Origin of the sequence: Actinoplanes aureus (genome assembly GCF_015704865.1) — a bacterium.
Classification (GTDB): domain Bacteria; phylum Actinomycetota; class Actinomycetes; order Mycobacteriales; family Micromonosporaceae; genus Actinoplanes; species Actinoplanes aureus.
This window is the reverse complement of the sequence record NZ_JADQTO010000001.1, coordinates 41,188-66,423: the sequence shown is the minus strand read 5'-3', so window position 1 is coordinate 66,423 and position 25,236 is coordinate 41,188. Positions and strand designations below refer to the sequence as shown.

Genomic DNA, 25,236 nt, shown 5'->3' with positions numbered 1-25,236 from the left:
TCCTGTCAGAGCACGATGCCGGCCGCGGCGGCGTCCTGGCGCAATTGGTTCAATTCCTCTTCGCCCGCGTCGACCAGCGGCGAGCGGACGGGCCCGGCCGGCAGACCGAGCGCGTTCAACCCGGCCTTCACCAGCATCGTCCCCGGCGACCGGAAGATGCCGGTGAACAGGGGCATCGCCCTGCGGTGCAGGGTCAGCGCGGCGGTCGTGTCGCCCCGCTCGTACGACTCGATCATGTCCTTGGCGAGCGCACCGGTGAAGTGCGTCGACGTGCCCACCAGGCCGGTCCCGCCGATGGCGAGCAGCGGCAGCGTGGCCGCGTCGTCACCGGAGTAGTAGGCCAGGCCGGTCCGGGCGAGGACCCACGAGCTGGCGATCAGGTCGCCCTTGGCGTCCTTGACGGCGACGATCCGCTCGTGCTCGGCGAGCCGGCACATGGTCTCGGTGGCGATCGCTGTACCGGCCCGGTGCGGGATGTCATACACCATGATCGGCAGTCCGGTCGCGTCGGCGACCGCCTTGAAGTGCCGCTCGACGCCGGCCTGGGGTGGCTTGTTGTAGTACGGCGTGACGACCAGCAGGCCGTGCGCCCCCGCCTTCTCCGCGGCGTGGGCCAGCTCGATGGTGTGTGCGGTGTTGTTGGTGCCCACACCCGCGACGATCCGGGCCCGGCCACCGACAGCCTCGACCACGGTCCGCAGCAGTGCGTCCTTCTCCGCGTCGGTGGTGGTCGGGGACTCACCGGTGGTGCCGCTGATGACGAGCGCGTCGTTGCGCTGCTCGTCGACGAGGTGGGCGGCGAGCCGGGCCGCACCCTCGAGGTCCAGGGAACCGTCGGTGGTGAACGGAGTCACCATGGCGGTCAGCAGCCGTCCGAACGGCCGCGGGTCGTGCGTCATACCTGACAACCTATCGGACGCCCCGGTCACACGTAGAAAGCGGTGAACGGCGCCCAGGGCAGGTTGCGCAGGATACTCCAGACACCCCAGGCCACCACGAATGCGATCATGACGGCCGGACTGATCGTGAGTTGCGGAAGCTTCCACCGGAAGGCGGCCCGCCCGGCCCAGGCCACATACATGTAGAGCAGGAACGGCACCGCGAAGACGAACAGCAGGTGATGGCGCGCGGCGGCCGGCACGTTGGCGTGCAGCAAATACCACGCGGCGCGCGTGCCCCCGCAGCCGGGACAGACGAACCCGGTCGTGTATTTCAGGATGCAGCTCGGCTCGGCGGCGGCACCCGACTCCACCGGATCGCTGATCAGCGTGTATCCCGCTGCGGCGCCCATGCAGGCAAGCACGGCCAGCGGGGCGAGCCAGACCGGCGAGCGGGCGCCGATCCGCGTGACGAACCGGGTCAGCCGGTCGGGTTGCGGATAGGCGTGCTGGGCGAGCCACTCCGGTGGCACCGCGGGTCCCTGAACCGGCTGATCGGCGAGCCACGGCGGCAGCTGGCCCCAGGTGCCGGGCGGCGAGGGGGTCGCGGTGCTCATGGGCGCCACGGTACACCGGCGCCACCCGGCGTCGATGCCGCCAGTTCAGACCGCCTTCAGCGCGGCGGCGAGCGGACCGGCGAAGTCACCCCGCTCGGGGACGGCCACCGCCTCCAGCCCCAGCCAGCCGGCCAACCGGAACAGCTCGGCGGCGAGCGCGTCGGCCGTGGCCTCCGGATCGGCGCCCGGCTCGATCCAGGCGGCCGGAACCTGGAGCACACCGGTCTTGCGCTCGGCCTTGAGGTCGACCCGGGCGGCGAACCGGTCGCCGAGCAGGAAGGGCAGCACGTAATACCCATACAGCCGCTTGGGCTGTGGCACGTAGATCTCGATCCGGTACGCCATGTCGAAGAGCCGCTCGGTGCGCGCCCGCTCCCAGATCAGCGGATCGAACGGGCTGACCAGCGTCGCCGCGCTCACCCGGCGTGGCAGCCGGGCCTCGTGATGCAGATAGGCCGGCGCCTTCCAGCCGGCGATCGTGACCGGGCGCAGCACCCCCGCCTCGACCAGCTCGGCGAGCGCCGCCCGGCACTCGCGCACCGGCAGCCGGAAGTAGTCGCGCAGCTCCGGCTCCGCGGCGACGCCCAGGGCCTGGGCGGAGAGCTCCACCAGCGCGCGGAAGGCCGCCGCCGGCTCCGGGGTCGGCGCTGCCAGAACCGCCGGCGGCAGCACGCGCTCGGGCACGTCATAGCGCCGGGCGAAGGAGGTGGTCCGCTCGGCGGCGGTCACCTGACCGGTGTAGAAGAGCCACTCCAGCGCCTGTTTCACCACCGACCAGTTCCACCCCCAGTGGTCCTTGGTCCGCGGGGCGTCGTGCTCGACCTCGGCGGCGGTGATCGGACCCCGCTCGCGCACCTCGTCGAGCACCCAGGCCACCAGCTCCGGCTGCTCGACGGCGACCCGGCGCATGTTGCCCCAGGCCAGCTCGTGCGCCCGCGCCATCCGCCAGCGGAAGAGCGGCTGGAGGTCGGCCCGGATCAGCGAGGCCTCGTGCCCCCAGAACTCGAACAGCTCGCGCGGCCGGCGATAGGCGGCCCGCTCCAGCAGGCCGGCCGGGTAGGGCCCCAACCGGCTGTAGAGCGGCATGAAGTGAGCGCGCTGCAACACGTTCACCGAGTCCATCTGGATGAGATGGAGACGGCGCAGCACGCGGCGCAGGTGGCGCAGATCGGTGGCACCGCCCGGCTTGGGATCGGTGAAGCCCTGGGCCGCCAGCGTGATCCGGCGGGCCTGGGAAACGGAGAGGGATTCGGGAACAGCCATCGAGAAAGCAGATTAGGCGAGGGGTATGACAAAGTTGCCGCCATGGCTCTCGGCTTCGTCCGTCCCGCGCGTCCCGAAGACGCTCCGGAGATCGCTCGCATTCAGCTCACCACCTGGCGTACCGCCTACCGGCGGATGTTCCCGGCGCACGTGCTGGCCAATCTGGACGAGGCCTACCTCGCCCGCGGCTGGACCGAGGCGATCACCGCGGCGCCGTCCGCGCGGCACCGGGTCCTGATCGCCGTCGAGCAGGGCGAGAACGCCTCGCACGTGGTCGGGTTCGCCGCCTCCGGGCCGGCCGACGAGCTGGCCCTCGCCCCCGAGGAGCAGCCGCTTCCCGACGACGTCGCGGCCGTCACCGACCTGCTGATCGAACCCCGGTGGGGCCGGCGCGGGCACGGCAGCCGGCTGCTGGCCGCCGCCGTCGACAACTGGCGCGACGACGGCTTCCGCACCGCGGTGGCCTGGGTCTACGAAGCCGACGACGTGATGCGCAAGTTCCTCGGCTCGACCGGCTGGGAGCCGGACGGCGCGGGGCGTGCGCTGGACGTGGACGACCTGCTCGTACCCCAGCTGCGGATGCATGTAGCGATCGACGGAGAATGAGATCGTGACGAACAACCGGCCGACCTTCGTCTACGACGGCGACTGCTCCTTCTGCACCTCGTGCGCCCAGTTCATCGAGCGCCGCATCCCGACCCGGGCCACGGTGATCCCGTGGCAGTTCGCCGACCTGCCCGCCCTCGGCCTCACCGTCGAGCAGTGCGAGGCCGCGGTCCAGTGGGTCGGCAGGGACGGCACCACCGCCGCCGGGCCGGACGCGATCGCCCTGCTGCTGCGCGACGCCGGCCGCATCTGGTCGGTCGCCGGCTCGGCTCTCGGCCTGCGGCCGATTCGCGCCGCCGCCTGGCCGGCCTATCAGTGGGTCGCCGACCATCGCGACCTCATGCCCGGCGGGACCGCCGCCTGCGCGGTGCCGCAAAACCGCCAAGTAAACCCGTAGCGGTACGCGCGAGGTCCGTCCCGCCCCGACCGCGATCCAGCACGACACGAGGCCGAAGCGCGCCAAGCAGCCCAACGCCAGTGCTGCCTCACGCCCCTCGAGACAGCAGTGGGGTTGGGCCGTGAGTGGCATGGAGAGGTCGCTCACGGTGCGCGTACCGGAAAGTCAGGTGACGTGCGCGGTCTCCACGGTGCGGCGGCGAAGCCGCAGCTTCTCCAGCGGGAGGAAGCTGGCCAGCGCCACCACGTGCGGGGCGAACGAGATCGTGATGGTCGAGAACGTGATCAGGTGGAACGAGTAGAAGAACGCCACCACCCACCCCCGCCAGCGCGGCGGCACCACGAAGATCAGCGGGCTGAGCAGTTCGAACGCGATGATCCCGAACTGGGCGAGGATGAGCAGGTAAGGTACGCCGGCGATCAGGTCGGCCAGTTCGGTGCCGCGCCGGATGATCGCCTGGGCGAGCACGCCGCTGGTGACCCACTCCAGGCCGCCGAAGCGCAGCTTCGCGATGGCGGCCAGGAAGTACGTGCAGATCACGGCGATCTGGGTGACCCGCAGCGCCCACCCGCCGGCCTCGGTCGGCGTCGGGTCGTGGTGCCGGGCACGGCCGACGGTGGGCAGCACCGCCAGCGCGACGAGCAGGCCCACCCGGTCGTGGTCGACCTTGCCGTAGCTCATCGCGATGATCATCCACTCGAAGTAGAGCAGGAAGACCGGCCAGCCGAGCAGGCGTGGTGCCCGTCCGCTCGCGGCGGCCAGCGCGAGCACCAGCAACGCCCAGAAGATCCCGTGCACCAGCAGCGGCCCGGGGGTGGGCAGCGGCAGCAGCCGGCCGATGAGGAGCGGCTCGTAGAGGTCACCGGGGGTGTTGGCGTGCGACCGCACCCACGGCGTGAAGATCACCAGGTCGGCGGCGACGAAGAGGTAGACCAGGGTACGGAAGGCAGCCACCCGGCCCCTGGGGACGGGCTCCGTGAGCCAGCGCGTGATCACGGGCGAGTCCAATCGGCGATGACCTCGTCGGTGTACGTGCCGGTCGGGCGGGCGTCCCGGATCCCATGCCAGCGGATCACGATCCGGACCTCACGCAACGCCGGAGCGCCCGGGGTGTGCTCCGCGTACGCCTGCGCGATCCGGCTCAGCCGGGACGGATCCGCCTGGTAAGCGGCCTGCTGGCCCTCGATCTCGGCCCGCCGGATCCCGCTGTTGGCCTCGGTGATCGCGACGATCCGCCCGGTGGAGTCGACGCCCTCGACCCGGGTGTCCTTGGCCGCTCCGTTCGGGTCGGGCGACGTCGAGTACATCCGGAAGGGGCCGAACGGGAAGTGGTCGTCCTGACCCCACAGGGTCCCGGCGACCAGCAGGGCCAGGCAGGCGACGGTCGCCAGCACCCGGACCCGGCGGCCCCGCGTCGTCAGATCGGTCGTCACCGCGACAACATAGCCGGATCAGTCGAGCAGCGGGTCCAGGCCGATGGTCAGGCCCGGCCGGTTGATCACGTTGCGGACGGCGAGCAGCACGCCGGGCATGAACGAGGAGCGGTCCAGGGAGTCGTGCCGGATGGTCAGCGTCTCCCCGGTGGTGCCGAAGAGCACCTCCTGGTGCGCGACCAGACCGGCGGCCCGGATCGAGTGGACCCGCACGCCGTCGATGTCGGTGCCACGGGCGCCGAGCTGCTCCTCCTTGGTCGCGTCCGGCATGGGCGCGCAACCGGCGGCGGCGCGCGCCTCGGCGATCACCTTGGCGGTGTGCATCGAGGTGCCACTGGGCGCGTCCAGCTTGCGCGGGTGGTGCTGCTCGATGATCTCGGCCGACTCGAAGTAGCGGGCCGCGCGGGCGGCGAACTGCATCATCAGGACCGCGCCGATCCCGAAGTTCGGCGCGATCAGCACACCGACCTCGGGCTTGCCGGACAGCCAGCCACGCACCCGGTCGAGCCGCTCCTCGGTGAAGCCGGAGGTGCCGACCACCACGTGAATGCCCTGCTCGATCGCCCAGTGCAGGTTGTCCATCACGACGTCGGGGCTGGTGAAGTCGACAAGCACCTGTGCACCCGCGTCGGAGGCGTTGAACAGCCAGTCGCCCTGGTCGATCATCGCGACCAGTTCGAGGTCGCCGGCGGCGTCGACCGCCTTGCATACCTCGAGGCCCATGCGGCCACGAGCACCGAGGACTCCGACCCGAATAGCTTCAGTCACACCGTCAACTTAACGTACGGCGGCGGGCCGACCACCACCGCTCCGCGAGCCCCACGACGACGAAAACCACCCCGACGTACGCCCATCCGACCAGCACGTCGATCACCCAGTGCTCGGCCGTGTAGACCAGCGTGAAGGTCATCGAGAGCGGGTAGGCGAGCAGCAGCGGCCACCACCGTTTGCGGATCATCGGCAGGAAGAACACCACCGACATGAAGGCGAAAGCGGTGTGCAGCGACGGCATCGCGGCGACCGGGTTCGCCGCCTCGATCTGCAACGCGTTGAGGGTGTTGCCGGCGCCCTCCAGGCCGATCGCCTTCCAGCCGTTGGTGGAGATCCGGACCGCCTCGATCAACGAGCCGTGCTGGGGTTCGGCCGCCCACCACGGCGGCGCGGCCGGGTAGAGGAAGTAGGTGATCAGGCCGAACACGCAGAGCGTGAACCACCGGCGCATGAACCGGGCCCACTGCTCCCGGCTCTGCATCCAGAGCACCACGGCGATGGTCGGCATGGTCAGGAAGTGCGAGAAGTACACGAGGGAGACGACCACCTCCCACCACTGGACGACGCCCGGTTGGTAGAGGTGGTCCTGCAGCCACTCGGTCGGGGTGACCCCGCCGAACATCCACTTGTCGAAGGCGATCAGCTCTTTGACGTGCGGCTCGAAGAGGCCGTCCGCGTAGCCGCGGGAGATGTTGTAGACCACCAGCAGCAGGCAGATCGGCAGCCAGTCGCGGAGGAACCGCAGATGCGTACGCCACGGCTCGTAGTTGCGCCAGGCGATGGTCGCCAGCCACAGCCAGCCGAAGGCCATCAGCGGGTCACTAGTCGGTACGCCGACGAAGTAGACCCCGACGGCGAAGACCACCGCCCAGATCAGCATCCCGATGATCCGCCGCTTCCGGAGATCCGGTGGCAGCGGGGTGGCGGGTGTCTCGGGCGGGGTCTCCAGCGTTGTCACGGGGTCCAAGAGTAGCTACGCGGGCAACTCGGACTCGTCGAACGGTCCCACCACGGCCAGCGAGCGCTCGCCGGACAGCAGATCGGCGGCGACCGCGTTGACCTCGTCGACCGTCACCGCATCGACGCGTGCGAGCAGCTCGTCGACGCCCATCAGGGAGCCGTGCAGCAGTTCCGCCTTGGCGAGCCGGCTCATCCGGGAGCCGGTGTCCTCCAGGCCGAGCACGTACGCGCCCTTCACCATGCCCTTGCCGCGGCGCAGTTCCTCGGTGGTGACGCCCTTCGCGGCCATCCGGTCCAGCTCGCCGCGGATCAGGTCGAGCACCTCGGCCGCCTTGGCCGGGGCGCAGCCCGCGTAGACGCCGACCAGGCCGGCGTCCGCGTACTGGCTGGCGTAGGAGTAGACCGAGTACGCCAGCCCGCGCTTCTCCCGGATCTCCTGGAACAGCCGGCTCGACATGCCGCCGCCGAGCACGTTGTTGAGCACGTCCAGCGCGAACCGGCGCTCGTCGTGGCGGCCCAGACCGGCGCCGCCCAGGACGATGTGGGCCTGCTCGGTGTCGCGGTGCATGACCACGTTGCGGGGCTTCTGGACGCGTACCCGCTTGTCACCCGGCCGGGGCTCGGCCGGGGCCGCGGGCGTGCTGTCCAGCGGGGTCCCGGCCAGCGCCTTGCGCACCAGCCTGACCACCGCCGCGTGATCCAGGTTTCCGGCGGCCGCGACGACGATCTGCGGCGGCGTGTAGCGCCGCCGGTAGAAGCCGTTGATCTGGGTCCGGGTCATCGGCGTGATCGACCCGGGAGTGCCCGAGATCAGCCGGCCCAGCGGGTGATCGCCGTAGATCGCCTCGGCGAAGACGTCGTGCACCTCGTCACCGGGCTCGTCCTCGTGCATGGCGATCTCTTCGAGGATCACGCCACGCTCGGTCTCCACGTCCGCCGGGTCGATGATCGAGTCGGCGACCGCGTCGCAGAGCACGTCGACGGCTAGTGGCAGGTCGGCGTCGAGCACCCGCGCGTAGTAGCAGGTGTATTCCTTCGTGGTGAAGGCGTTCGTCTCGCCGCCGACCGCCTCGATCTCCGCGGAGATGTCCAGGGCGGTGCGCTTGTGGGTGCCCTTGAAGAGCAGGTGCTCCAGGAAGTGCGAGGCGCCGTGCAGGGCCGGTGACTCATCCCGGGAGCCGATCCCGACCCAGATCCCGAGCGAGGCGCTGCGGGTGGTCGGGATCGCCTCGGTGATGATGCGCAGACCGCTCGGCAGGGTCGTACGGCGAACCGCGCCCTCAAGGCGGTGGGTGACAACGCGGGCCGGCCTTTCGGCCGGCCCGCGGTTGCTGTTCGCTGTCACTTAGTCGCGGCGCTCGCCCGACGGGCGGGACCGGCGGCGACGCGGCTCGCCGCCACCCTCACGGGGGCCACGGTCCTCACGGGGACCACGGTCCTCGCGGGGAGCGCGCTCCTCGCGCGGCGGACGGCCACCCTCGGCGGCGGCCGCCGGGGCCTCCTCGCCCTCCGGGCGGACCTTGTCCAGGTAGATCTTGCCGCGGGCGTCGATGTCGGCGATCGACACCTCGACCTTGTCGCCGACGTTGAGGAAGTCCTCGACCTTGTCGACCCGCTTGCCGTCGCCCACCTTGGAGATGTGCAGCAGGCCGTCACGGCCGGGCAGCAGCGAGATGAAGGCGCCGAACGCGGCCGTCTTCACCACGGTACCGAGGAACTTGTCGCCGGCCTTCGGCATGGTCGGGTTGGCGATCGCGTTGATCCGCTCGACCGCGGCCTCGGCGGCCGGGCCGTTCGTCGCGCCGACGTAGATCGTGCCGTCGTCCTCGATCGAGATGTCGGCGCCGGTCTCGTCCTGGATCGCGTTGATGGTCTGGCCCTTCGGGCCGATCACCATGCCGATCTTGTCGACCGGGATCTTCACGGTGGTGACCCGCGGAGCGAACTCGCTCATCTCGGCCGGGGCCTCGATGGCCGCGGTCATCACCGACAGGATCGTGGCGCGGGCCTCGTGCGCCTGCTGCAGCGCGCCGGCCAGCACGTCCGACGGGATGCCGTCGAGCTTGGTGTCCAGCTGCAGGGCGGTGACGAACTCGCTGGTGCCGGCGACCTTGAAGTCCATGTCGCCGAACGCGTCCTCGGCACCGAGGATGTCGGTCAGAGCGATGTACGACGTCTTGCCGTCGACCTCGTCGGAGATGAGGCCCATGGCGATGCCGGCGACCGGCGCCTTCAGCGGCACACCGGCGGAGAGCAGGGCCAGCGTCGAGGCGCAGACCGAACCCATGCTCGTCGAACCGTTCGAGCTGAGGGCCTCGGAGACCTGGCGGATCGCGTAGGGGAACTCCTCACGCGACGGCAGGACCGGCACCAGCGCCCGCTCGGCCAGCGCGCCGTGGCCGATCTCGCGGCGCTTCGGCGAGCCCACCCGGCCGGTCTCACCGGTCGAGTACGGCGGGAAGTTGTAGTTGTGCATGTAGCGCTTGGTCTTCTCCGGAGCGAGAGTGTCCAGCGACTGCTCCAGGCGCAGCATGTTCAGCGTGGTGACGCCCAGGATCTGGGTCTCCCCGCGCTCGAACAGCGCCGAGCCGTGCACCCGCGGCAGCACGCCGACCTGCGCGGTCAGTGCGCGGATGTCACGCGGGCCGCGGCCGTCGATGCGGACCTGCTCGCGCAGCACCCGCTGCCGGACCTCGGACTTGGTGACCGAGCGGAACGCCGCGCTGATCTCCTTCTCCCGGCCCTCGAACCGCTCGTCGAGCAGCTCGTGCGCCTTCGCCTTGACCAGGTCGAGGGCTTCCTCGCGCTCCTGCTTGCCGGCGATCTTCAGCGCCTCGGCGGTCTCCTCGCGGACGGCCTCCGAGACGGCCGAGTAGACGTCGTCCTGGTAGTCCAGGAAGACCGGGAACTCGGCGACCGGCTTGGCAGCGATCTCCGCCAGCTCGCTCTGCGCGCGGCACAGCTCGCGGATCGCGGGCTTGGCCGCCTCCAGACCGCTGGCGACGACCTCCTCGGTCGGTGCGACGGCACCGGCCGAGATCAGCTTGATCGCGTGCGGCGTGGCCTCGGCCTCGACCATCATGATCGCGACTTCGCCGTCGGCCAGAACACGGCCGGCCACGACCATGTCGAAGGTGGCCCGCTCGAGCTCCTCGAGGGTCGGGAAGGCGACCCACTGGCCCTCGACGTGGGCGACCCGCGTCGAGCCGACCGGGCCGCTGAACGGCAGGCCGGAGAGCTTGGTGGACATCGAGGCCGCGTTCATCGCGACCACGTCGTACGGGTGGGCCGGGTCGAGCGCCAGGACGGTCTCGACGACCTGGACCTCGTTGCGCAGGCCCTTGGTGAACGACGGGCGCAGCGGCCGGTCGATCAGGCGGCAGGTGAGGATGGCGTCCTCGCTGGGACGGCCCTCACGCCGGAAGAACGAGCCGGGGATGCGGCCCGCGGCGTACATCCGCTCCTCGACGTCCACGGTCAGCGGGAAGAAGTCGAAGTGCTCCTTCGGCTGCTTGCTGGCGGTGGTCGCGGAGAGGACGGTGGTGTCGCCCAGCTGGACGATCACCGAGCCGGCGGCCTGCTGAGCGAGGCGGCCGGTGGAGAAGACGATCTCCCGGGTGCCGAACGATCCGTTGTCGATAACGGCGGTGCGGGTTTCGTTGCCGAGAGCGTTGTTCTGCTCGGTCATGAAGTGCGGTACTCCTTCGTCGAGGACCCGGCGGTCAACAGCGCGGTTCAGTCGAGCCGGTCTTCGATCGAAGCGCCCAGGTCTGGAGCTAGCTGGCTCGGAGCCTGGGAACCACTACCGAGGACCGGTGCTGACGGGTGTGATCCGCGCGGGTCCGTGGGGTGGAAATCTCGGGGAGCGACCAGGCGGCCGCTCCCCGAAGGTCAAGCTATCGGCGCAGGCCGAGACGCTCGATAAGCGTCCGGTAGCGGGCGATGTCCTTCTTGTGAACGTAGTTCAGCAGGCGGCGGCGCTGGCCGACCAGGAGAAGCAGGCCACGACGGCTGTGGTGGTCGTGCTTGTGCACCTTGAGGTGCTCGGTCAGGTCGGCGATCCGCTTGGTCAGCATGGCGACCTGAACCTCGGGCGAACCGGTGTCGCCGTCCTTGGTCGCGTACTCACCCATGATCTTGTTTTTGGTCTCTTGATCGAGCGCCATGTTCTCCGAACTTCTGTGTTGCCGATTGCACGGTTACTCCCGCGACCCGCGGCGTCGGGCAGGCATGCGGGACCGGTGTCGGATATTCCGACGACCGACCAACCCTATCAGGGCGTTACCGAAGCGACACCCGGGTCTCTTCGACGTCGGCCCTGATCTGCGCGATCAACGGTTCGATGGCGTCGTATTTGCGCTGCTCACGGAGGTGCGCGACGAAGTCCAGGCTGACCCTCTCGCCGTACAGGTCACCGTCGAAGTCAAGGACATAGGCCTCCACCCGCCGCTCCCGGCCGGAGAAGGTGGGATTGGTGCCGATCGACACGCTGGCCGGCAGGCGAGCGGCGTTCTCACCGCCGCGGGTGAGCCAGGCGGCATAGATGCCGTCGGCCGGGACCGCCGCATAGCGGTGCACCATCAGGTTGGCGGTCGGGAAGCCCAGCTCGCGCCCGCGCTGGTCACCGCGGACCACCACGCCGGCCAGGCGGTGCGGCCGGCCGAGCGCGGCGGCCGCGGCCCGCACGTCCCCGGCGTCGACACAACTGCGGATGTACGTCGAGGAGAACACCAGCCCGTCCGCGGAGACCAGCGGCGCGTCCTCCACGGTGAAACCGAACCGCTGCCCGAGCGACTCCAGCAGCGTCACATCACCGGCTGCCTTGTGCCCGAACCGGAAGTTGTCCCCCACCACGACGACCGCGGTGTGCAGCGCCTCGACCAGCACGTCGTGCACGAACTCGTTGGGGCTGAGCTGGGAGAACCCGGGGGTGAACGGCACCACGCAGAGCGCGTCGACGCCGAGATCCTCGATCAGCTCCGCCTTGCGGACCGCCTCGGTCAGCACGGCCGGGTGCGACCCGGGCCGGACCACCTCGGCCGGATGCGGGTCGAAGGTCATCACCACCGACTGGAGACCGAGGTCGTGGGCACGCTTCACGGCGTGCCCGATGATCGCCTGGTGCCCCCGGTGCACGCCGTCGAAGACGCCGATCGTCACGACTGACCGGCCCCACCCGCCGGGGACCGATTCAAACCCCCGCCACCGCTGCATCGAACGCTCCTCCACTGAAAACTCGCCCTAGCGTATCGATTGCCGCTCAGGCGGGAGCGAGCACGATCTCCGCGCGGGCCCGCCCGTCACGCTCGCTGACGATCGCGAGGACCACACCGGACTCGTCGAAGACCGCGTACGGCCCGTCGATCCCGGCCGCGCTGAGCGGGCCGCCGTGCCGGAGCACTCTGGTCTCCTCCGCAGTGGCCGTACGCTGCGGGAACGCCTGGCGGGCCGCCTCCGCGAGGGAGAGGCTGATCACGTCCGGGGCACGCTGCTCCAGCTCCGGCAGGGTGACCGCGGCGTCCAGCGTCATCTCGCCGACGGCGGTGCGGCGCAGCGCGGTCAGGTGACCTCCGACACCGAGCGAGGTGCCCAGGTCGCGAGCGATAGCCCGGATGTAGGTCCCCGACGAACATGTGACGTCCACGTCCACATCGACCACGCCGGAGCCGGCCGGCCGCCGGATGTCCAGCACGTCGAGCCGGTACACGGTGACCCGCCGCGCGGGGATCTCCACGGTCTCCCCCTCGCGCACCCGCTTGTAGGCCCGCTGCCCATTGATTTTGATGGCGCTCACCGCGCTCGGCACCTGGTCGATCTCACCCACCTGAACCGCCAGCCCGGCCCGGATCGCCTCATCGGTCACCGAGTCCGCCGGCACGGTGGCCGTGACCTCGCCCTCGGCGTCATCCGTGACGGTCGTCTGACCGAGCCGGATCGTCGCCGCGTAACTCTTCCGGGAACCGATCACATAGGTCAGCAGCCGGGTGGCCCGGTTCACCCCGATGATCAGGACGCCGGTAGCCATCGGGTCCAGCGTCCCCCCGTGCCCCACCCGCCGGGTCTTCGCCAGCCGCCGGATCCGGGCCACGACGTCGTGCGACGTCATGCCGGCCGGCTTGTCCACCACGATCAGTCCATCCGTATGCACCCGCCCACCCTATTTCCGTGGTCCAGGTCCGCTTCCCGGTCACCCTCCTCTTGAGGTACGCGTAGCCGGCCGTTCCGCCTAAACGAGGTCGTCCCCTCCGTGACAGCGCGAGCCAGGCGGCTCCCACCGCCCCAGCGCGGCCGCCGGGAAAGAGCACTCAGCGGGTCGCACCCAGAATCAGCCAGCGGGGTGAACGCCAGCGCCACAGCAGGGTGGCGAAGCGGACGAAGGTGAACAGGCCCAGCCCGGCCCAGACACCGCCGAGACCGAGGTCGAACGCGTAGGCGAGCCAGATCGCCGGCAGAAAGCCGAACAGGGCCGAGATCACCGTGATGGTGCGCAGGAAGGCCACGTCGCCGGCGCCGATCAGGACCCCGTCGAGGGCGTAGACGATTCCGGCGAACGGCAGCAGACCGACGAACCACGGCCAGATGATCGCGGCCTGGTCGTGCACCGCCGGGTCGGAGGTGAACCAGCCGGGGACCACGGAGGCGCCGGCCAGCGCCAGCAGGGCGAAGACGGTGGCCGCGACACCACCGGCGACGGTGACCCGGCGGGCCACATCGCGGGCCTCGTCGGCGTCGCCGGCGCCGAGAGCGGCCCCGACCAGGGACTGAGCCGCGATCGCGACCGCGTCGAGAGCCAGCGCGGCGAAGAACCAGAGTTGCAGCGTGATCTGGTGAGCGCCGACCGCGGCCACCCCGAACCGCGAGGCGACCGCCGTCGCGGACAGGAAGCAGGCCTGGAAGGCCGCACCGCGGATCAGCAGGTCGCGGCCGAGCACCACCTGCCGGACGATGATCGACGGTTCCGGGCGCAGGTGGCGCGTCTCCCGGATCAGGGCGAGCAGGAAGAGGCCGCCGCCGACGCTCTGCGCGATCACGTTGGCGATCGCCGAGCCGGTCAGGCCCAGCCCGAGCGGATAGACGAGCACCGGGCAGAGCGCGGCGGAGAGCACGTTGGCACCGAGGACGATGTAGAGCGGGCGCCGGGTGTCCTGCACGCCCCGCATCCAGCCGTTGCCCGCGGCGGCGAGCAGCAGGCCGGGCGCACCGAACGCGGCGATCCGCAACCAGCCCGCGGCGGCCTCGGCCGTGTCCGGGTTGCCGGCCAGGACGCGGGTGAGCGGCTCGGCCCCGACCAGAGCGAGCAGGGCGAGCAGCACACCGGCGCCGAGCGCGAGCCAGGACGCCTGGACGCCCTCGGCCACGGCGGCGGGCCGGTCGCCCGCACCGAAGCGGCGGGCGGCGCGGCCGGTCGTCCCGTACGCCATCAGGGTGCCGATCCAGACGGCCATCGACATGACGGAGCCGCCGATGGCGATCGCCGCGAGCTCGACCGGACCGAGGTGACCGACGACCGCGGTGTCCACCAGGACGTAGAGCGGCTCGGCGGCCAGGACGACGAGCGCGGGGAGGGCCAGTCCGGCGATCCTGCGGGCCGTGGCGGTGCCGTGCGGTTGGGCGTACGGATCGGCAGGCGGGCTCATGGTGTCCCATGATGCCCGCCTGGCGGTAAGGGTCGCAATGCGACCCCGGCCCTTACTTCTTACTGGCGCGTGTCCAGCGAGGTCTGCAGGGCGCGACGGGCCTGCTCGCGGGCGTCGTCGGAGGGCTGAGGCTTCGGCTTGGCAGCCATGAGAGGGATTCCTTCCACGGTGTGGTCGGGCGCTCCGCACACGCGGGCGCCCGGATGCGGTCGAGCGGGGCGTCACTAGCCGATCCGGGATCGCCGGATCTCAGGCTCCGATGACGCGGCCCGGGGCTGTGGACCCGGGTGGCTCGAGGCTTCGCGGAAGGCGGTGGTGGCAGCCGCGCGAAACCAAATCACCGTTCAGGTCCCAAACTAACGTTCACTCACGGACACGGAACGCGGATCCCGTAATCCGGGACGACAAAATGGGAGCCACCCTCTCGGGTGACCCCCATCTTCCTGCGATAACGCCGATCAGTTCAGGAATGCGTCAAGTAGGCGACGAACGCCGTCAACCACCTCGCCCACCTCCCCGTAACCGGTGAAGCCGGCCGCCAGCCGGTGCCCGCCACCGCCCTGCGCCACCGCCACACCGCTCACGTCCACGGCGCCCTTGCTGCGCAGCGAGACCGACCACTCCCCGGCCGCCACCTGCTTCACCACCACCGAGACGTCCGCGTCGGCCACCGAGCGGACCGGATCGATGAGCGTGTCCAGCACGTACGGCGGCTGGGCGTGCCGCTCCAGGTCGGCCAGCGTGGCGTAGGTCCACACCATGCCCCGCCCGCCGGCCGCACCCGGCTCGAGCACCGCCCGGCCCAGCACCTCACCGGTCAGCTTCATCGCCCCGAACGGGCGGCTGTCGAAGACGCGCCGGGAGATCTCCCCGGGCCGGATCCCGGTGGCGATGAGCCGGGCCGCCAGCTCGTGCACCGCCGCCGTGGTCATGTCGAACTTGAACGAGCCGGTGTCGGTCGCCAGTGCCACGTAGAGGCACTCCGCGATCTCCTGGTCGAGCGGCACACCGAGCCGTGCGAGCAACTGCTCGGCGACCACCGAGGTGGCCGCCGCCCTCGGATCGACCAGCCGGACCATGCCGAAGCCGGTGTTCGACGCGTGATGGTCCAGCACGACGCTGCACGGCGCGGCCGTCAGCAGGCCGGCGAGCCCGCCGAGGCGCGACTCGCTCGCCACGTCGAAGACCAGGATCAGGCGCGGGTCGTCGAAGGCCTCCGCCTCCGGCACCAGCAGGTCGGAGCCGGGCAGAGCGGCGTACGGATCCGGCACGACGAACTCACCCGGAAAGGTGGCCCGCAGCCGGGTGAAGCCCAGGCGCCGCAGACCCAGTCCGAAGCCGAGCATGCTGCCGAGCGCGTCCCCGTCCGGGTTCACGTGGCAGATCAGCTGCACCTCGTCGTCCGGGCCGGCCGAGCGGACCGCCGCGACCGCGGCGGCCCATTGCTCGGCGGAGGGCTCGGAGGACAGACTCACCCCTGGTCCTCGCGGGCGCCCACCCGCTCGTCCTCGTCCTCGTCGTCCTCGTCGCTCTTGTACGGGTCCGGGTCGCCGGCGTACTTCTTCCCGGCGGCCAGCCGCTGCACCTCCTGGTCGCGGTGCCGCGCCTGGGCCAGCAGGTCGTCGATCTCCTTGACGTTGTCCAGCACGTTGTCCAGGACGAACGCCAGGCTCGGCGAGTGACGCAGGCCGAGCGCGTGCCCGACCCGGCTGCGCAACATGCCCTTGGCGCTCTCCAGCGCCGCCGCGGTCGACGCCTGCTCGGTGGTGTCGCCCAGGACCGTGTAGAAGACCGTCGCCTCGCGCAGGTCGCCGGTGATCCGGGCATCGGTGATCGTCACCATGCCGAGCCGGGGATCCTTGATCTCCCGCACCAGCGAAGCCACCAACTCGCGGACACGCTCCGCGTGCCGCCGGGTCTTGGCTGGGTCCGACATTTCGCCCACCTCCGACTATGGTTCCCGCGGGTCAGCACCGCCCCCGCCCTAACTGCTGAAGCGTACCCATCTCTGGTCCGCGGCCTCGCATCGGTTTTCCGCCGCCGGGCAGCTCAGTCCTCGTCGCCGTAGAGCCGTCGCCGGACCGAGAGCAACTCGATCTCGGGGCGGCCGGCCACCTGATGCTCGCAGGTGTCGATGACGGCCCGGGCCTGTGCCGGGTCCGGCGCCACCACGGCCACCCCGATCTGCGCCCGCCCGTGCAGGTCGTGGAATCCCACCTCGGCGGCGCTGACCTCGTACTTCTTCAGCATCGCGATGATCGGCCGGAGGTAGGAGCGCTTCTGCTTCAGCGAGCGTGAGTCACCGGGCAGGAGCAGGTCGAAAACTGCGGTCTCGGTATACATCAGCGAGCAGGGTACTTGGGGTGGCGCGGGTTATCCCGCGAGTTTCCGCGCGACCACCACGTCGCGCTCGATGCCCTGGTCCACCCGGTGTTCCAGGGGCTGGTGCTCGACGATCTCCAGCCCGTTGGCCAGCAGGATGTCCTCGGCCAGCGCCCGCTTGGCGACCTTGGTGTTCCAGGACAGCCCGATCGCGCCGCCGGGACGCAGCAGCGCCAGCCACTGCGGCACCGCCCGCTCCAGCAGATCCAGCGGGCGGCGGGAGATGCCACCACCGTCGTCGTAGCTGCCGTGCGCCACGCCGTACGGCAGGTCGGCGACCAGCACGTCGGCGACGTTCCCCCGGATCAGGCCGTCGAGCTGGGTGGAGTCGGCCTGCAGCACGGTGATCTTCTGCACCGCCCCGGCCTTGTGGTCGTCCTTGCTCGGCGCGAGCGTCACCTCCAGGCGACGCGCGGCCCGGCGCCCCTGCCGGCGCACCGGCACCAATTCCGCGGTGTGCTTGAGCCGCTTGCGCTTGAGCCAGGTCTGGAGGAACAGCTTGTACGCCTCCACGTCCTTGCCGTCGATCTCCACGCCGATGCCGTCGTAGCCGTACATCAGGGCCTGGTTGAGCGTGGTGCCGCGACCGCAGAGCGGGTCCAGGACGGTCAGGTGCCCGTCGAGCATCCGGCCGGCCGAGGCGGAGGCGAGCAGCGTGAGGTTGAGCACCAGCTTGGTGAACTGCTCGTTGGTCTTGCCCGCGTACTTGGGGATGGTGATCAGGTCGCTGTCGTACCGGGCCAGCGGGCTGAGCGCGACCGGCCGCAGCAGCTCGGCGTCGACCCGCTCGAAGAGAGCGTAGGCGGCCGACAGATTAGAGACGTACGAAATGTCGCGCGGCTGCAGCTCGGCGGTGAAGGTCAGGTACTCCACACCGCCGATCCCGGTCACCTCGATCTCGGCGAGCTCGGAGGAGAGCACCGAGCCGAAGGCGGACAGCTCCGCCACCGAGATGCGGGCGGCCTGATCGGCGTAGACCCGGTTGGCGGAAGGGGCGAGCAGCAAGGCATAGCGGGACATGCCCTCATCCTCCCAGCCGCCCTTTCCCGGCGGCCGCGCTGGGGCGCCGCGTGGCTGGTGATCGCGCGGTAGCGGGGGACGGTCCCGGTTCGGCGGGACGGTCCCGCGCGTACCGGAAAGGGGTTGGAAAAAGAGCGGCCCTGACGCCGAAGCGCCAGGGCCGCACTCAGATCAGCCGGGGATTACGCCCGCGGCTTCTCGCGCATCTCGAAGGTCTCGATCACGTCGCCGATCTGCGGCGTGCCGAAGCCCTGGAGCGTCAGACCACACTCGAAGCCCTCGCGGACCTCGGTCGCGTCGTCCTTGAACCGCTTGAGCGAGCTGATCGTGACGTTGTCCGCCACCACGGTGCCCTCACGCAGGATGCGCGCCTTGGCGTTGCGGCGGATGAGACCCGACCGGACGATACAACCGGCGATGAGACCGATCTTGGACGAGCGGAAGACCTCGCGGATCTCCGCGGTGCCCAGCTCGACCTCTTCGTACTCCGGCTTGAGCAGGCCCTTGAGCGCCGCCTCGATCTCCTCGATGGCCTGGTAGATCACGCTGTAGTAGCGGATCTCCACGCCGGCGCGGTCGGCCATCTCCTTGACCTTGTTCGAGGCCCGGACATTGAAGCCGATGATCGTCGCGGTCTGCTCCGACGAGGCCGACGCCAGGTTGACGTCGCTCTCGGTGATCGCACCGACGCCGCGGTGGATGACCTTGAGCTGGATCTCGTCCGGAATCTCGATCTTGAACAGCGCGTCCTCGAGCGCCTCGACCGAACCCGAGCTGTCGCCCTTGATGACCAGCGTGAGCGAGGTCTTCTCGCCCTCCTTGAGCTGAGCCATGAGCGTCTCGAGCGTGGCCTTGGTCCCCGAGTTGGCGAAGGCGGCCGCACGACGGCGGGCCTGCCGCTGCTCGGCGATCTGCCGCACGGTGCGGTCGTCCTCGGCAGCGAGGAACGTGTCGCCCGCGCTGGGAACCGAGGTGAGACCGAGCACCAGGACCGGACGGGCCGGACCCGCCTCGGCGACCTGCTTGCCGTTCTCGTCGAGCATGGCGCGGACGCGGCCGTGCGCGCCGCCCGCCACGATCGAGTCACCGGCACGGAGCGTGCCCTTCTGCACCAGGACGGTGGCCACGGCACCGCGACCCTTGTCCAGGTGCGCCTCGACCGCGACACCCTGAGCGGGGCCGTCGATCGGAGCGGTCAGCTCCAGCGCCGCGTCGGCGGTCAGCAGGACAGCCTCGAGGAGGTTGTCGATGCCGATGCCCGGCTTGGCGGCCACGTCGACGAACATCGTGTCGCCCTGGTAGTCCTCGGCGAGCAGGCCGTAGTCGGCCAGCTGCTGACGGACCTTCTCCGGGTTGGCGTCCGGCTTGTCCACCTTGTTGACCGCGACCACGATCGGCACGTCGGCGGCCTTGGCGTGGTTGAGCGCCTCGACCGTCTGCGGCATCACGCCGTCGTCCGCCGCCACCACGAGGATGACGATGTCGGTCACCTGGGCACCACGGGCACGCATGGCGGTGAACGCCTCGTGACCCGGGGTGTCGATGAAGGTGATCGCCCGGTCCTCGCCCTGGTGAGGGACGACGACCTGGTAGGCGCCGATGTGCTGGGTGATGCCACCCGCCTCGCCGGCCACCACGTTGGTCTTGCGGATCGCGTCGAGCAGCTTCGTCTTACCGTGGTCGACGTGACCCATGACGGTCACCACCGGCGGACGGGTGACCAGCCGGTCCTCCGCCACCTCGGCGTCGAGGTCGATGTTGAACTGCGCGAGCAGCTCACGGTCCTCGTCCTCGGGGCTGACGATCTTCACGTCGAAGCCGAGGTGCTCACCGAGCAGCAACAGCGTGTCGTCGGAGACCGACTGCGTCGCCGTGACCATCTCACCCAGGTTGAACATCTCCTGGACGAGCGAGCCCGGGTTGGCGTTGATCTTGTCGGCGAAGTCGGAGAGCGACGCGCCGCGAGAGAGCCGGATCTCCTGGCCGTTACCGCGAGGAGCACCAGAGCTCATCTGCGGGGCGGACAGGTTGTCGAACTCCTGACGCCGCTGCTTCTTCGACTTGCGGCCACGGGTCGGCCGGCCGCCGGGACGCCCGAAGGCACCCGCCGCACCGCCGCCGCGACCACGGCCGCCGGCACCGCCGGGACGACCGGGAGCACCGGCGCCTACCGGGCCGCCGCCACCGCCGCCGGGACGGAAGCCGCCACCGCCGCCACCGCCACCACCGGGTCGGAAGCCGCCACCGCCGCCACCGCCGCCGCCGGGACCGCCGCGGTAGCCACCGCCACCGCCGCCGCCACCGCCGGGACCGCCGCGGTAGCCACCGCCACCGCCGCCGCCACCACCGGGACCGCCACGACCGGCACCGGGACCACCCGGACGACCGGCACCGCCGCCACCGGGACCGGCCGGGCGACCCGGACGCTGCGCCGGCATGGACGCGGGGCTGGGCCGCGGCGGCATCGAGGCAGGGCTCGGCCGCGGCGGCATACCCGCCTGGTTGGGACGCGGCATCGAAGCCGGCGAGGGCCGCGCCGCGGCACCGCCGGAGACACCGAACGGGTTGTTACCCGGACCACGCGCGGGCGGACGCGGAGCGCCGCCGGCCGGGCCGGGACGGGGGCCACCGGGCGCAGCCGGGGGCACGTTACGACCCGCGGCCGGAGAACCCGGACGCGGCGGGACACTGCCGGGACCGGGACGCGGGCCACGCTGGGCGCCGCCGTCCGGCGGGCCCTGCTGCTGCCGGCGCTCGGCATCCCGGGTCCGGGCGGCCTGCGCCGCCTTGACAGCGGCCTCTTGCTCGGCCTTCAACGCCGAAGCGCGAGCCTCGGCGGCCGCCACCTCGATGTCGTGGGCACTGGCCGGCTTGGCGACCGGGCCGGGCGTCGGGCCCGGACGACCGGGAACCGCCGGCTTGGGCCGGACGAACGGACCGGGCGAGGGAGCCGGGGACGTAGGAGCGTTACTGGACGCGCCCTGCGGCGGGCCGGGACGACGCGGCGGCTGAGGCCGCCCCATCGGGGGTCCCGGACGCGGGGGCGTAGCGGTGCCCGAGCCGCCGGAAGCGGCCGGAGCACTGGACGCCGGAGCGGCGGGCGCCGACGAAACGGCACCGCCCTGCTCCAGGGCACCACGAAGCCGCCGGGCCACCGGGGCCTCGACGGTGCTGGATGCGGATTTGACGAACTCGCCCATCTCCTTGAGCTTGGCGAGAACGGTCTTGCTGTCGACCCCGAGCTCCTTCGCGAGCTCGTGTACGCGGGCCTTGCCTGGCACTGCACTCCTCACTTCGAGGTCGTGCGAGCGCACCCGCACAGACCTCACTCGTGCACTAGAAGCCTGGTCATTTCAGGGACTTCATCGTGTGCTCATCTGGGTCGTCCTACCTTGCTGGGTCGTGACGGGGCTCAGGCGCCTCGTCATCGGTGGTTCCGCACGGCACGGAGACCGTGCGGATGTGCTCCGCAAGCAGCTCGGGGTCAGCAAAACCAGTGAGACGCAACGCACGCCCGAAGGCACGACGTCGCTCTGCCTGCGCGAAGCAGGCCGGATCGGGATGCAAATGTGCTCCCCGGCCCGGCAGTCGGCGGCCCGGATCGGGCAGAAGCCGGAGGTCTCCCCCGGATCCGGCCGCGACGAACCGCAGCAATGAAGCGGCCGGCGCGCGTTTGCGGCAGCCGACGCAGGTTCGCATCGGGCCGACCGAGGGCAAGTCTACCCCTCGATCGTGCCGGACGCGTATCCGGTCAGTTCCCCGCCTCGGCCGCATCACGGTCCGAGACTCCGGCCGGTTCGTTGTCCGGACGGATGTCGATGCGCCACCCGGTCAAGCGGGCGGCCAGCCGGGCGTTCTGTCCCTCCCGGCCGATCGCCAGCGAGAGCTGGAAGTCCGGAACGGTGACCCGAGCCGTACGGCTGGCGGCGTCCACCACCTCGACACGCAGCGCCTTGGCCGGGGAGAGCGCGTTGCCGACGAACTGGGCCGGGTCGTCCGACCAGTCGATGATGTCGATCTTCTCGCCGTGCAGCTCGCTCATCACGGCACGGACGCGCTGGCCCATGGGGCCGATGCACGCACCCTTGGCGTTCACGCCCGGAACCGTCGACCGCACCGCGATCTTGGTACGGTGACCTGCCTCACGTGCGATCGCGGCGATCTCCACGGTCCCGTCCGCGATCTCCGGCACCTCGAGGGCGAACAGCTTCTTCACCAGAGCCGGGTGCGACCGGGACAGCGTGATCTGCGGGCCACGGAAGCCCTTGGCCACGTGCACCACGATGCAGCGGATCCGCGAGCCGTGGTCGTACGTCTCCCCGGGGACCTGCTCGGACTGCGGCAGAACCGCCTCCAGCTTGCCCAGGTCGACGATGACGATGCCCTTCTCGGCCCGCGCCGCGTCCGCCTGCACCACACCGGTGACCAGGTCGCCGTCGCGCCCCGCGTACTCACCGAAGTGCTGCTCGTCGGTGGCCTCGCGCAGCCGCTGAAGGATCACCTGTTTGGCGGTCATCGCCGCGATCCGGCCGAAGTCGTGCGGTGTGTCGTCCCACTCCCGCACCACGGTGCCGTCCGGATCGAGCTCCTGGGCCAGCACGGAGGCCACCCCGGTCTTGCGGTCGATCTCCACCCGGGCGTGGCTCTCGGCGCCCTCGGTGTGCCGGTACGCGGTGAGCAGCGCGGTCTCGATGGCCGCCAGAATAGTGTCGAACGGGATCTCCCGCTCGCGCTCCAGGGCGCGCAGCGCCGCGAGGTCGATGTTCATTCCTCGCCCTCCCCTTCGTCGTCGTCTTCATCTTCGTCGTCGCCGAAATCGGCCTCGTCCATACGCTTGAACTCGATCTGGACCTTGCCCGGCCCGAGTTCGCCGAACCCGATCTCCCGGGTCACGCCGTCCACGTCGAGCACGACACCCGCGTCGCTCGTCGACACCACGCGCCCGACCACACCGTCAACCGCGACCAGGCGGCCGGCGTTGCGCCGCCAGTGCCGGGGCTCGGTCAGTGGCCGGTCGACGCCGGGCGAGCCGACCTCGAGCTGGTACTCCCCGTTCAGCAGCTCGCCACCGCTCTCCTCGGCGGCGTCCAGCGCCGAGGAGATCTCGCGGGAGACGATCGCCACGTCGTCCAGGCTGATCCCGCCGTCGGCGTCGACCAGGATCCGCACCACGTGCCGGCGACCGGCCCGGGACAGCGTGAGATCTTCCAGGTCGTAGCCGGCCTTCGCGACCACCGGCTCGACCACGGCACGGACCCGCGCCTTGGCAGCGGTCAGGTCGATCCGGGGAACCACGGGGGTACGGGGCTCCGGCTCCGGCCGGGTACGGCGGCCACCGGGACGGCCGCCGGGCCGGGCCCCGGCGCGACCACGCTGCGTCATCGGGCTCGACCTCTCACTAGCTTGCGCTGGAAACGACTATATGCCGCCGGGCACTTAGCGGCCCCGCGGCTGACGCTGAGCCTAACGCGCCGGCCGCCTGGACGGAGCGCCGCCGCACCGAATCCACCCCTTCCGCAGGTCAACGGCCCGGACCGGCGGACACCGAACGGATGGTGTTGACTGGCGCCGTGGTGATGAGAGCAGGGGGACACACGCGTCGCCGGGTGCTGTCCGTGGCGGGCACCGCGGTGGGTGCCGCGACTCTGACCGGATGCGGGCTGTTCGACGACGAGCCGGAGCCCGCGCCGGAACCGGATCCTCTGCAACCGCTGCTGGACGAGGCGCTGGCCCTGGCCGCGGCGTACGACCGGGCGATTGCCGCGCAGCCGGATCTGGGCGTCCGGCTGACCTCGCTCGCCGAGGACCACCGGGCGCACGCCGCCGAGCTCGCCCGGCTGATCGGCACCGCCCTGCCGTCGGCCTCCGCGGCGCCCTCCTCCTCGGCCTCGGCGACCGACGGCGACACCACGGCCGACCTGCGCAAGGCGGAACAGGCGGCGCAGAAGACCGCGGTCGCGGCGTGCCGGACCGCGCCGAGGGAACGGGCCGCGCTGGTCGGTTCGATCGCCGCCTGCCGTGCGACGCACGCCGAAGCACTGCGCTGATCAGGGGGTTCACGACGTGATCGAGGAGTTGACCGGTGCGCTGGCCGCCGAGGAGGCGGCCATCTACGCGTACGGGTTGATCGGCGTGCATCTGGCGTCCGCCGAGCAGGACCGGGCCCGGACCGCCGAGCAGCAGCATCGGGTGCGCCGGGACGAGCTGGTCGACCGGCTCGACGAACTGCGGGCCAGCACCGGCCCGGCGCCGGCCGGCTACCGGTTGCCGTTCGAGGTCACCGACCGGGCCACCGCGCTGAAGCTCGCCGTCCACGTCGAGGACGGTGTGGCCCAGGCATGGCGGGTAGTGCTGCCGGTGACCGAGGGTACGGAACGAGTCGACGCATTGTCGGCTTTGACCGAGTCGGCAGTTCGCGCGACCCGATGGCGGCGACTCGCCGAGGTCACGCCGCTGACCCTGCCCTTCCCCGGGCGTCCCGGCTGAGAGAGCTGCCGATCCAGGCTTCCCCGGATCCATGAATGGCCGAGAATGGCGTAGTGATCGACGGGCCCGACACCACCTCCGCACGCGGGTCGCTCGCGATCCGGCTCCGCGACGTCATCCAGCACCGATGGGCGGCTGAGGTGCGGGCCATCGGGTTACGCGGATCGGTGGCCCACGGCGATGACACCGACCACAGCGACGTGAACCTGGTCGTCGTCACCTACCGGCCCAAGACCGGCCCGAAACCGGCCCTGCGCAAGGTCGACGGCACCCCGGTGGAGTTGCAGGTGGTGACCGGCGAGGAGGGTCTGGGCCAGGCCCGGGTGCTGACCTCGCGCTGGCCGCTGGTGGCCGACGGGTTCATCACGACGTACCCGCTCTACGACCCGAAGGACTGGTTCACCGACCAGCGCGAGGCACACCTGACCCTGCTCGCCGAGGCGCGCCCGCTCGAGTTCACCCAGCTGGCCCGGCACAACTGGGCGATCGCCAACGGGGCACACGCCCGCGCCGTCCGGCTCGCGCAGTGGTACGACACCGACGCCGCCCTGGTCCTGATGGCCGAGGCCAGGCTGCACGCCGCGCTGGTCGCCGGCCTGCTCACCCGGACCTACTTCCGCAACGTGGCGGACGCGGTGAAGCGGACCGGGGTGGCCGCGGCCGACATGCAGGAGCTCGGGGCCATCCTGAAATACCAGGCGGAGGAGCTGACCGCCCGGGGTCGGCCGGTGGACGGCACCCTGGGCGCGCTCTTCGACTGAACCTTTTTCAACGTGGCGAGGGCCG

26 protein-coding genes are annotated in these 25,236 nt (G+C 70.9%); 5 read left to right on the top strand and 21 right to left on the bottom strand.

Annotation, left to right across the window (positions count from 1 at the left end):
* Positions 1 to 5: 5 nt before the first annotated feature.
* From dapA to I4J89_RS00315, 3 genes are read right to left on the bottom strand one after another with little or no spacing between them, the layout of a single operon-like run.
* On the bottom strand, positions 6 to 899 hold the full coding sequence (gene dapA, locus I4J89_RS00325) for a 4-hydroxy-tetrahydrodipicolinate synthase (RefSeq protein ID WP_196411739.1): 894 nt from the start codon (positions 897 to 899) through the stop codon (positions 6 to 8).
* Between the two features lie 26 nt (positions 900 to 925).
* Positions 926 to 1,495: a DUF2752 domain-containing protein gene (locus tag I4J89_RS00320; protein ID WP_196411738.1), complete on the bottom strand. Its 570-nt coding sequence runs from the start codon at positions 1,493 to 1,495 to the stop codon at positions 926 to 928.
* A 45-nt stretch (positions 1,496 to 1,540) separates the two neighbouring features.
* Positions 1,541 to 2,758, bottom strand: a complete 1,218-nt coding sequence (locus I4J89_RS00315) for a winged helix-turn-helix domain-containing protein (protein ID WP_196411737.1) — start codon at positions 2,756 to 2,758, stop codon at positions 1,541 to 1,543.
* A 42-nt stretch (positions 2,759 to 2,800) separates the two neighbouring features.
* On the opposite strand from I4J89_RS00315, the gene I4J89_RS00310 reads away from it, so the two are divergent.
* Positions 2,801 to 3,364 carry a GNAT family N-acetyltransferase gene (locus tag I4J89_RS00310; RefSeq protein WP_196411736.1) on the top strand — a complete coding sequence of 188 codons (564 nt, stop codon included), beginning with the start codon at positions 2,801 to 2,803 and terminating at the stop codon, positions 3,362 to 3,364.
* 4 nt (positions 3,365 to 3,368) lie between these two features.
* Entirely contained in the window at positions 3,369 to 3,761 is a 393-nt protein-coding gene (locus tag I4J89_RS00305; protein WP_196411735.1) for a thiol-disulfide oxidoreductase DCC family protein, read from the top strand.
* Positions 3,762 to 3,926: 165 nt separating this feature from the next.
* Here the strand turns inward: I4J89_RS00305 and I4J89_RS00300 are convergent, their stop codons facing one another.
* The 18 genes from I4J89_RS00300 to rimP form a co-directional block, all read right to left on the bottom strand.
* On the bottom strand, positions 3,927 to 4,754 hold the full coding sequence (locus I4J89_RS00300) for an MFS transporter permease (protein WP_196412207.1): 828 nt from the start codon (positions 4,752 to 4,754) through the stop codon (positions 3,927 to 3,929).
* Positions 4,754 to 5,194 carry a hypothetical protein gene (locus I4J89_RS00295; RefSeq protein ID WP_196411734.1) on the bottom strand — a complete coding sequence of 147 codons (441 nt, stop codon included), beginning with the start codon at positions 5,192 to 5,194 and terminating at the stop codon, positions 4,754 to 4,756. Before I4J89_RS00295 ends, I4J89_RS00300 begins: the two co-directional genes overlap by 1 nt.
* A gap of 18 nt (positions 5,195 to 5,212) precedes the next feature.
* On the bottom strand, positions 5,213 to 5,962 hold the full coding sequence (gene dapB / locus I4J89_RS00290; RefSeq protein WP_196411733.1) for a 4-hydroxy-tetrahydrodipicolinate reductase: 750 nt from the start codon (positions 5,960 to 5,962) through the stop codon (positions 5,213 to 5,215).
* Between the two features lie 4 nt (positions 5,963 to 5,966).
* Positions 5,967 to 6,845, bottom strand: coding sequence for a phosphatase PAP2 family protein (locus I4J89_RS00285; RefSeq protein WP_196412206.1), 879 nt, complete (start codon positions 6,843 to 6,845; stop codon positions 5,967 to 5,969).
* A 93-nt stretch (positions 6,846 to 6,938) separates the two neighbouring features.
* Positions 6,939 to 8,270 carry a M16 family metallopeptidase gene (locus I4J89_RS00280; RefSeq protein ID WP_196411732.1) on the bottom strand — a complete coding sequence of 444 codons (1,332 nt, stop codon included), beginning with the start codon at positions 8,268 to 8,270 and terminating at the stop codon, positions 6,939 to 6,941.
* Positions 8,271 to 10,613, bottom strand: a complete 2,343-nt coding sequence (locus tag I4J89_RS00275) for a polyribonucleotide nucleotidyltransferase (RefSeq protein WP_196411731.1) — start codon at positions 10,611 to 10,613, stop codon at positions 8,271 to 8,273. It abuts the gene before it with no gap.
* 208 nt (positions 10,614 to 10,821) lie between these two features.
* On the bottom strand, positions 10,822 to 11,091 hold the full coding sequence (rpsO, locus tag I4J89_RS00270) for a 30S ribosomal protein S15 (RefSeq protein WP_196411730.1): 270 nt from the start codon (positions 11,089 to 11,091) through the stop codon (positions 10,822 to 10,824).
* A 115-nt stretch (positions 11,092 to 11,206) separates the two neighbouring features.
* Positions 11,207 to 12,139, bottom strand: a complete 933-nt coding sequence (locus tag I4J89_RS00265; RefSeq protein ID WP_196411729.1) for a bifunctional riboflavin kinase/FAD synthetase — start codon at positions 12,137 to 12,139, stop codon at positions 11,207 to 11,209.
* A 46-nt stretch (positions 12,140 to 12,185) separates the two neighbouring features.
* The gene (truB, locus tag I4J89_RS00260) at positions 12,186 to 13,073 is read right to left on the bottom strand and encodes a tRNA pseudouridine(55) synthase TruB (RefSeq protein WP_196411728.1); all 888 of its coding nucleotides are present in this window, start codon (positions 13,071 to 13,073) and stop codon (positions 12,186 to 12,188) included.
* A gap of 157 nt (positions 13,074 to 13,230) precedes the next feature.
* A complete protein-coding gene (locus I4J89_RS00255) occupies positions 13,231 to 14,562 on the bottom strand; it encodes an MATE family efflux transporter (protein ID WP_196411727.1) in 1,332 nt (443 codons plus the stop codon).
* 458 nt (positions 14,563 to 15,020) lie between these two features.
* The gene (locus tag I4J89_RS00250) at positions 15,021 to 16,037 is read right to left on the bottom strand and encodes a DHH family phosphoesterase (RefSeq protein ID WP_196411726.1); all 1,017 of its coding nucleotides are present in this window, start codon (positions 16,035 to 16,037) and stop codon (positions 15,021 to 15,023) included.
* Positions 16,034 to 16,498, bottom strand: a complete 465-nt coding sequence (gene rbfA, locus I4J89_RS00245; protein WP_196411725.1) for a 30S ribosome-binding factor RbfA — start codon at positions 16,496 to 16,498, stop codon at positions 16,034 to 16,036. The genes I4J89_RS00250 and rbfA overlap by 4 nt, the downstream gene beginning before the upstream one ends.
* Positions 16,499 to 16,611: 113 nt before the next feature.
* Positions 16,612 to 16,905, bottom strand: coding sequence for a DUF503 domain-containing protein (locus tag I4J89_RS00240; RefSeq protein WP_196411724.1), 294 nt, complete (start codon positions 16,903 to 16,905; stop codon positions 16,612 to 16,614).
* A gap of 30 nt (positions 16,906 to 16,935) precedes the next feature.
* Complete coding sequence (locus I4J89_RS00235) at positions 16,936 to 17,964, bottom strand: TRM11 family SAM-dependent methyltransferase (RefSeq protein WP_196411723.1); 1,029 nt, start codon at positions 17,962 to 17,964, stop codon at positions 16,936 to 16,938.
* Between the two features lie 182 nt (positions 17,965 to 18,146).
* Positions 18,147 to 21,245, bottom strand: a complete 3,099-nt coding sequence (gene infB / locus I4J89_RS00230) for a translation initiation factor IF-2 (RefSeq protein WP_196411722.1) — start codon at positions 21,243 to 21,245, stop codon at positions 18,147 to 18,149.
* Between the two features lie 106 nt (positions 21,246 to 21,351).
* Positions 21,352 to 21,663, bottom strand: coding sequence for a YlxR family protein (locus tag I4J89_RS00225; RefSeq protein WP_196411721.1), 312 nt, complete (start codon positions 21,661 to 21,663; stop codon positions 21,352 to 21,354).
* Between the two features lie 52 nt (positions 21,664 to 21,715).
* The gene (gene nusA, locus I4J89_RS00220) at positions 21,716 to 22,732 is read right to left on the bottom strand and encodes a transcription termination factor NusA (RefSeq protein WP_196411720.1); all 1,017 of its coding nucleotides are present in this window, start codon (positions 22,730 to 22,732) and stop codon (positions 21,716 to 21,718) included.
* The gene (gene rimP / locus I4J89_RS00215) at positions 22,729 to 23,346 is read right to left on the bottom strand and encodes a ribosome maturation factor RimP (protein ID WP_196411719.1); all 618 of its coding nucleotides are present in this window, start codon (positions 23,344 to 23,346) and stop codon (positions 22,729 to 22,731) included. The genes nusA and rimP overlap by 4 nt, the downstream gene beginning before the upstream one ends.
* 194 nt (positions 23,347 to 23,540) lie before the next feature.
* Here rimP and I4J89_RS00210 point away from each other — a divergent pair, with 194 nt between their 5' ends.
* Genes I4J89_RS00210 through I4J89_RS00200 form a run of 3 tightly spaced genes read left to right on the top strand, consistent with a single transcriptional unit; the run spans position 23,541 to position 25,211 of the window.
* Positions 23,541 to 24,011 (top strand): hypothetical protein, encoded by a 471-nt coding sequence (locus I4J89_RS00210; RefSeq protein WP_196412205.1) that lies wholly within the window; start codon positions 23,541 to 23,543, stop codon positions 24,009 to 24,011.
* Between the two features lie 16 nt (positions 24,012 to 24,027).
* Positions 24,028 to 24,450: a ferritin-like domain-containing protein gene (locus I4J89_RS00205; protein WP_196411718.1), complete on the top strand. Its 423-nt coding sequence runs from the start codon at positions 24,028 to 24,030 to the stop codon at positions 24,448 to 24,450.
* A gap of 53 nt (positions 24,451 to 24,503) precedes the next feature.
* Complete coding sequence (locus I4J89_RS00200) at positions 24,504 to 25,211, top strand: nucleotidyltransferase domain-containing protein (protein ID WP_309238111.1); 708 nt, start codon at positions 24,504 to 24,506, stop codon at positions 25,209 to 25,211.
* Positions 25,212 to 25,236: the final 25 nt, after the last annotated feature.

Bases quoted from the DNA above. Each gene is read 5' to 3' on its own strand.
- rpsO (WP_196411730.1), bottom strand. From the start codon at position 11,091: ATGGCGCTCGATCAAGAGACCAAAAACAAGATCATGGGTGAGTACGCG.
- I4J89_RS00255 (WP_196411727.1), bottom strand. From the start codon at position 14,562: ATGAGCCCGCCTGCCGATCCGTACGCCCAACCGCACGGCACCGCCACG.
- I4J89_RS00320 (WP_196411738.1), bottom strand. From the start codon at position 1,495: ATGAGCACCGCGACCCCCTCGCCGCCCGGCACCTGGGGCCAGCTGCCG.
- I4J89_RS00235 (WP_196411723.1), bottom strand. From the start codon at position 17,964: ATGTCCCGCTATGCCTTGCTGCTCGCCCCTTCCGCCAACCGGGTCTAC.
- rimP (WP_196411719.1), bottom strand. From the start codon at position 23,346: ATGACGCAGCGTGGTCGCGCCGGGGCCCGGCCCGGCGGCCGTCCCGGT.
- dapA (WP_196411739.1), bottom strand. From the start codon at position 899: ATGACGCACGACCCGCGGCCGTTCGGACGGCTGCTGACCGCCATGGTG.
- I4J89_RS00285 (WP_196412206.1), bottom strand. From the start codon at position 6,845: ATGCTGATCTGGGCGGTGGTCTTCGCCGTCGGGGTCTACTTCGTCGGC.
- I4J89_RS00265 (WP_196411729.1), bottom strand. From the start codon at position 12,139: ATGCAGCGGTGGCGGGGGTTTGAATCGGTCCCCGGCGGGTGGGGCCGG.
- I4J89_RS00275 (WP_196411731.1), bottom strand. From the start codon at position 10,613: ATGACCGAGCAGAACAACGCTCTCGGCAACGAAACCCGCACCGCCGTT.
- I4J89_RS00315 (WP_196411737.1), bottom strand. From the start codon at position 2,758: ATGGCTGTTCCCGAATCCCTCTCCGTTTCCCAGGCCCGCCGGATCACG.
- I4J89_RS00210 (WP_196412205.1), top strand. From the start codon at position 23,541: ATGAGAGCAGGGGGACACACGCGTCGCCGGGTGCTGTCCGTGGCGGGC.
- I4J89_RS00225 (WP_196411721.1), bottom strand. From the start codon at position 21,663: ATGCGAACCTGCGTCGGCTGCCGCAAACGCGCGCCGGCCGCTTCATTG.
- rbfA (WP_196411725.1), bottom strand. From the start codon at position 16,498: ATGTCGGACCCAGCCAAGACCCGGCGGCACGCGGAGCGTGTCCGCGAG.
- I4J89_RS00240 (WP_196411724.1), bottom strand. From the start codon at position 16,905: ATGTATACCGAGACCGCAGTTTTCGACCTGCTCCTGCCCGGTGACTCA.
- nusA (WP_196411720.1), bottom strand. From the start codon at position 22,732: ATGAACATCGACCTCGCGGCGCTGCGCGCCCTGGAGCGCGAGCGGGAG.
- I4J89_RS00310 (WP_196411736.1), top strand. From the start codon at position 2,801: ATGGCTCTCGGCTTCGTCCGTCCCGCGCGTCCCGAAGACGCTCCGGAG.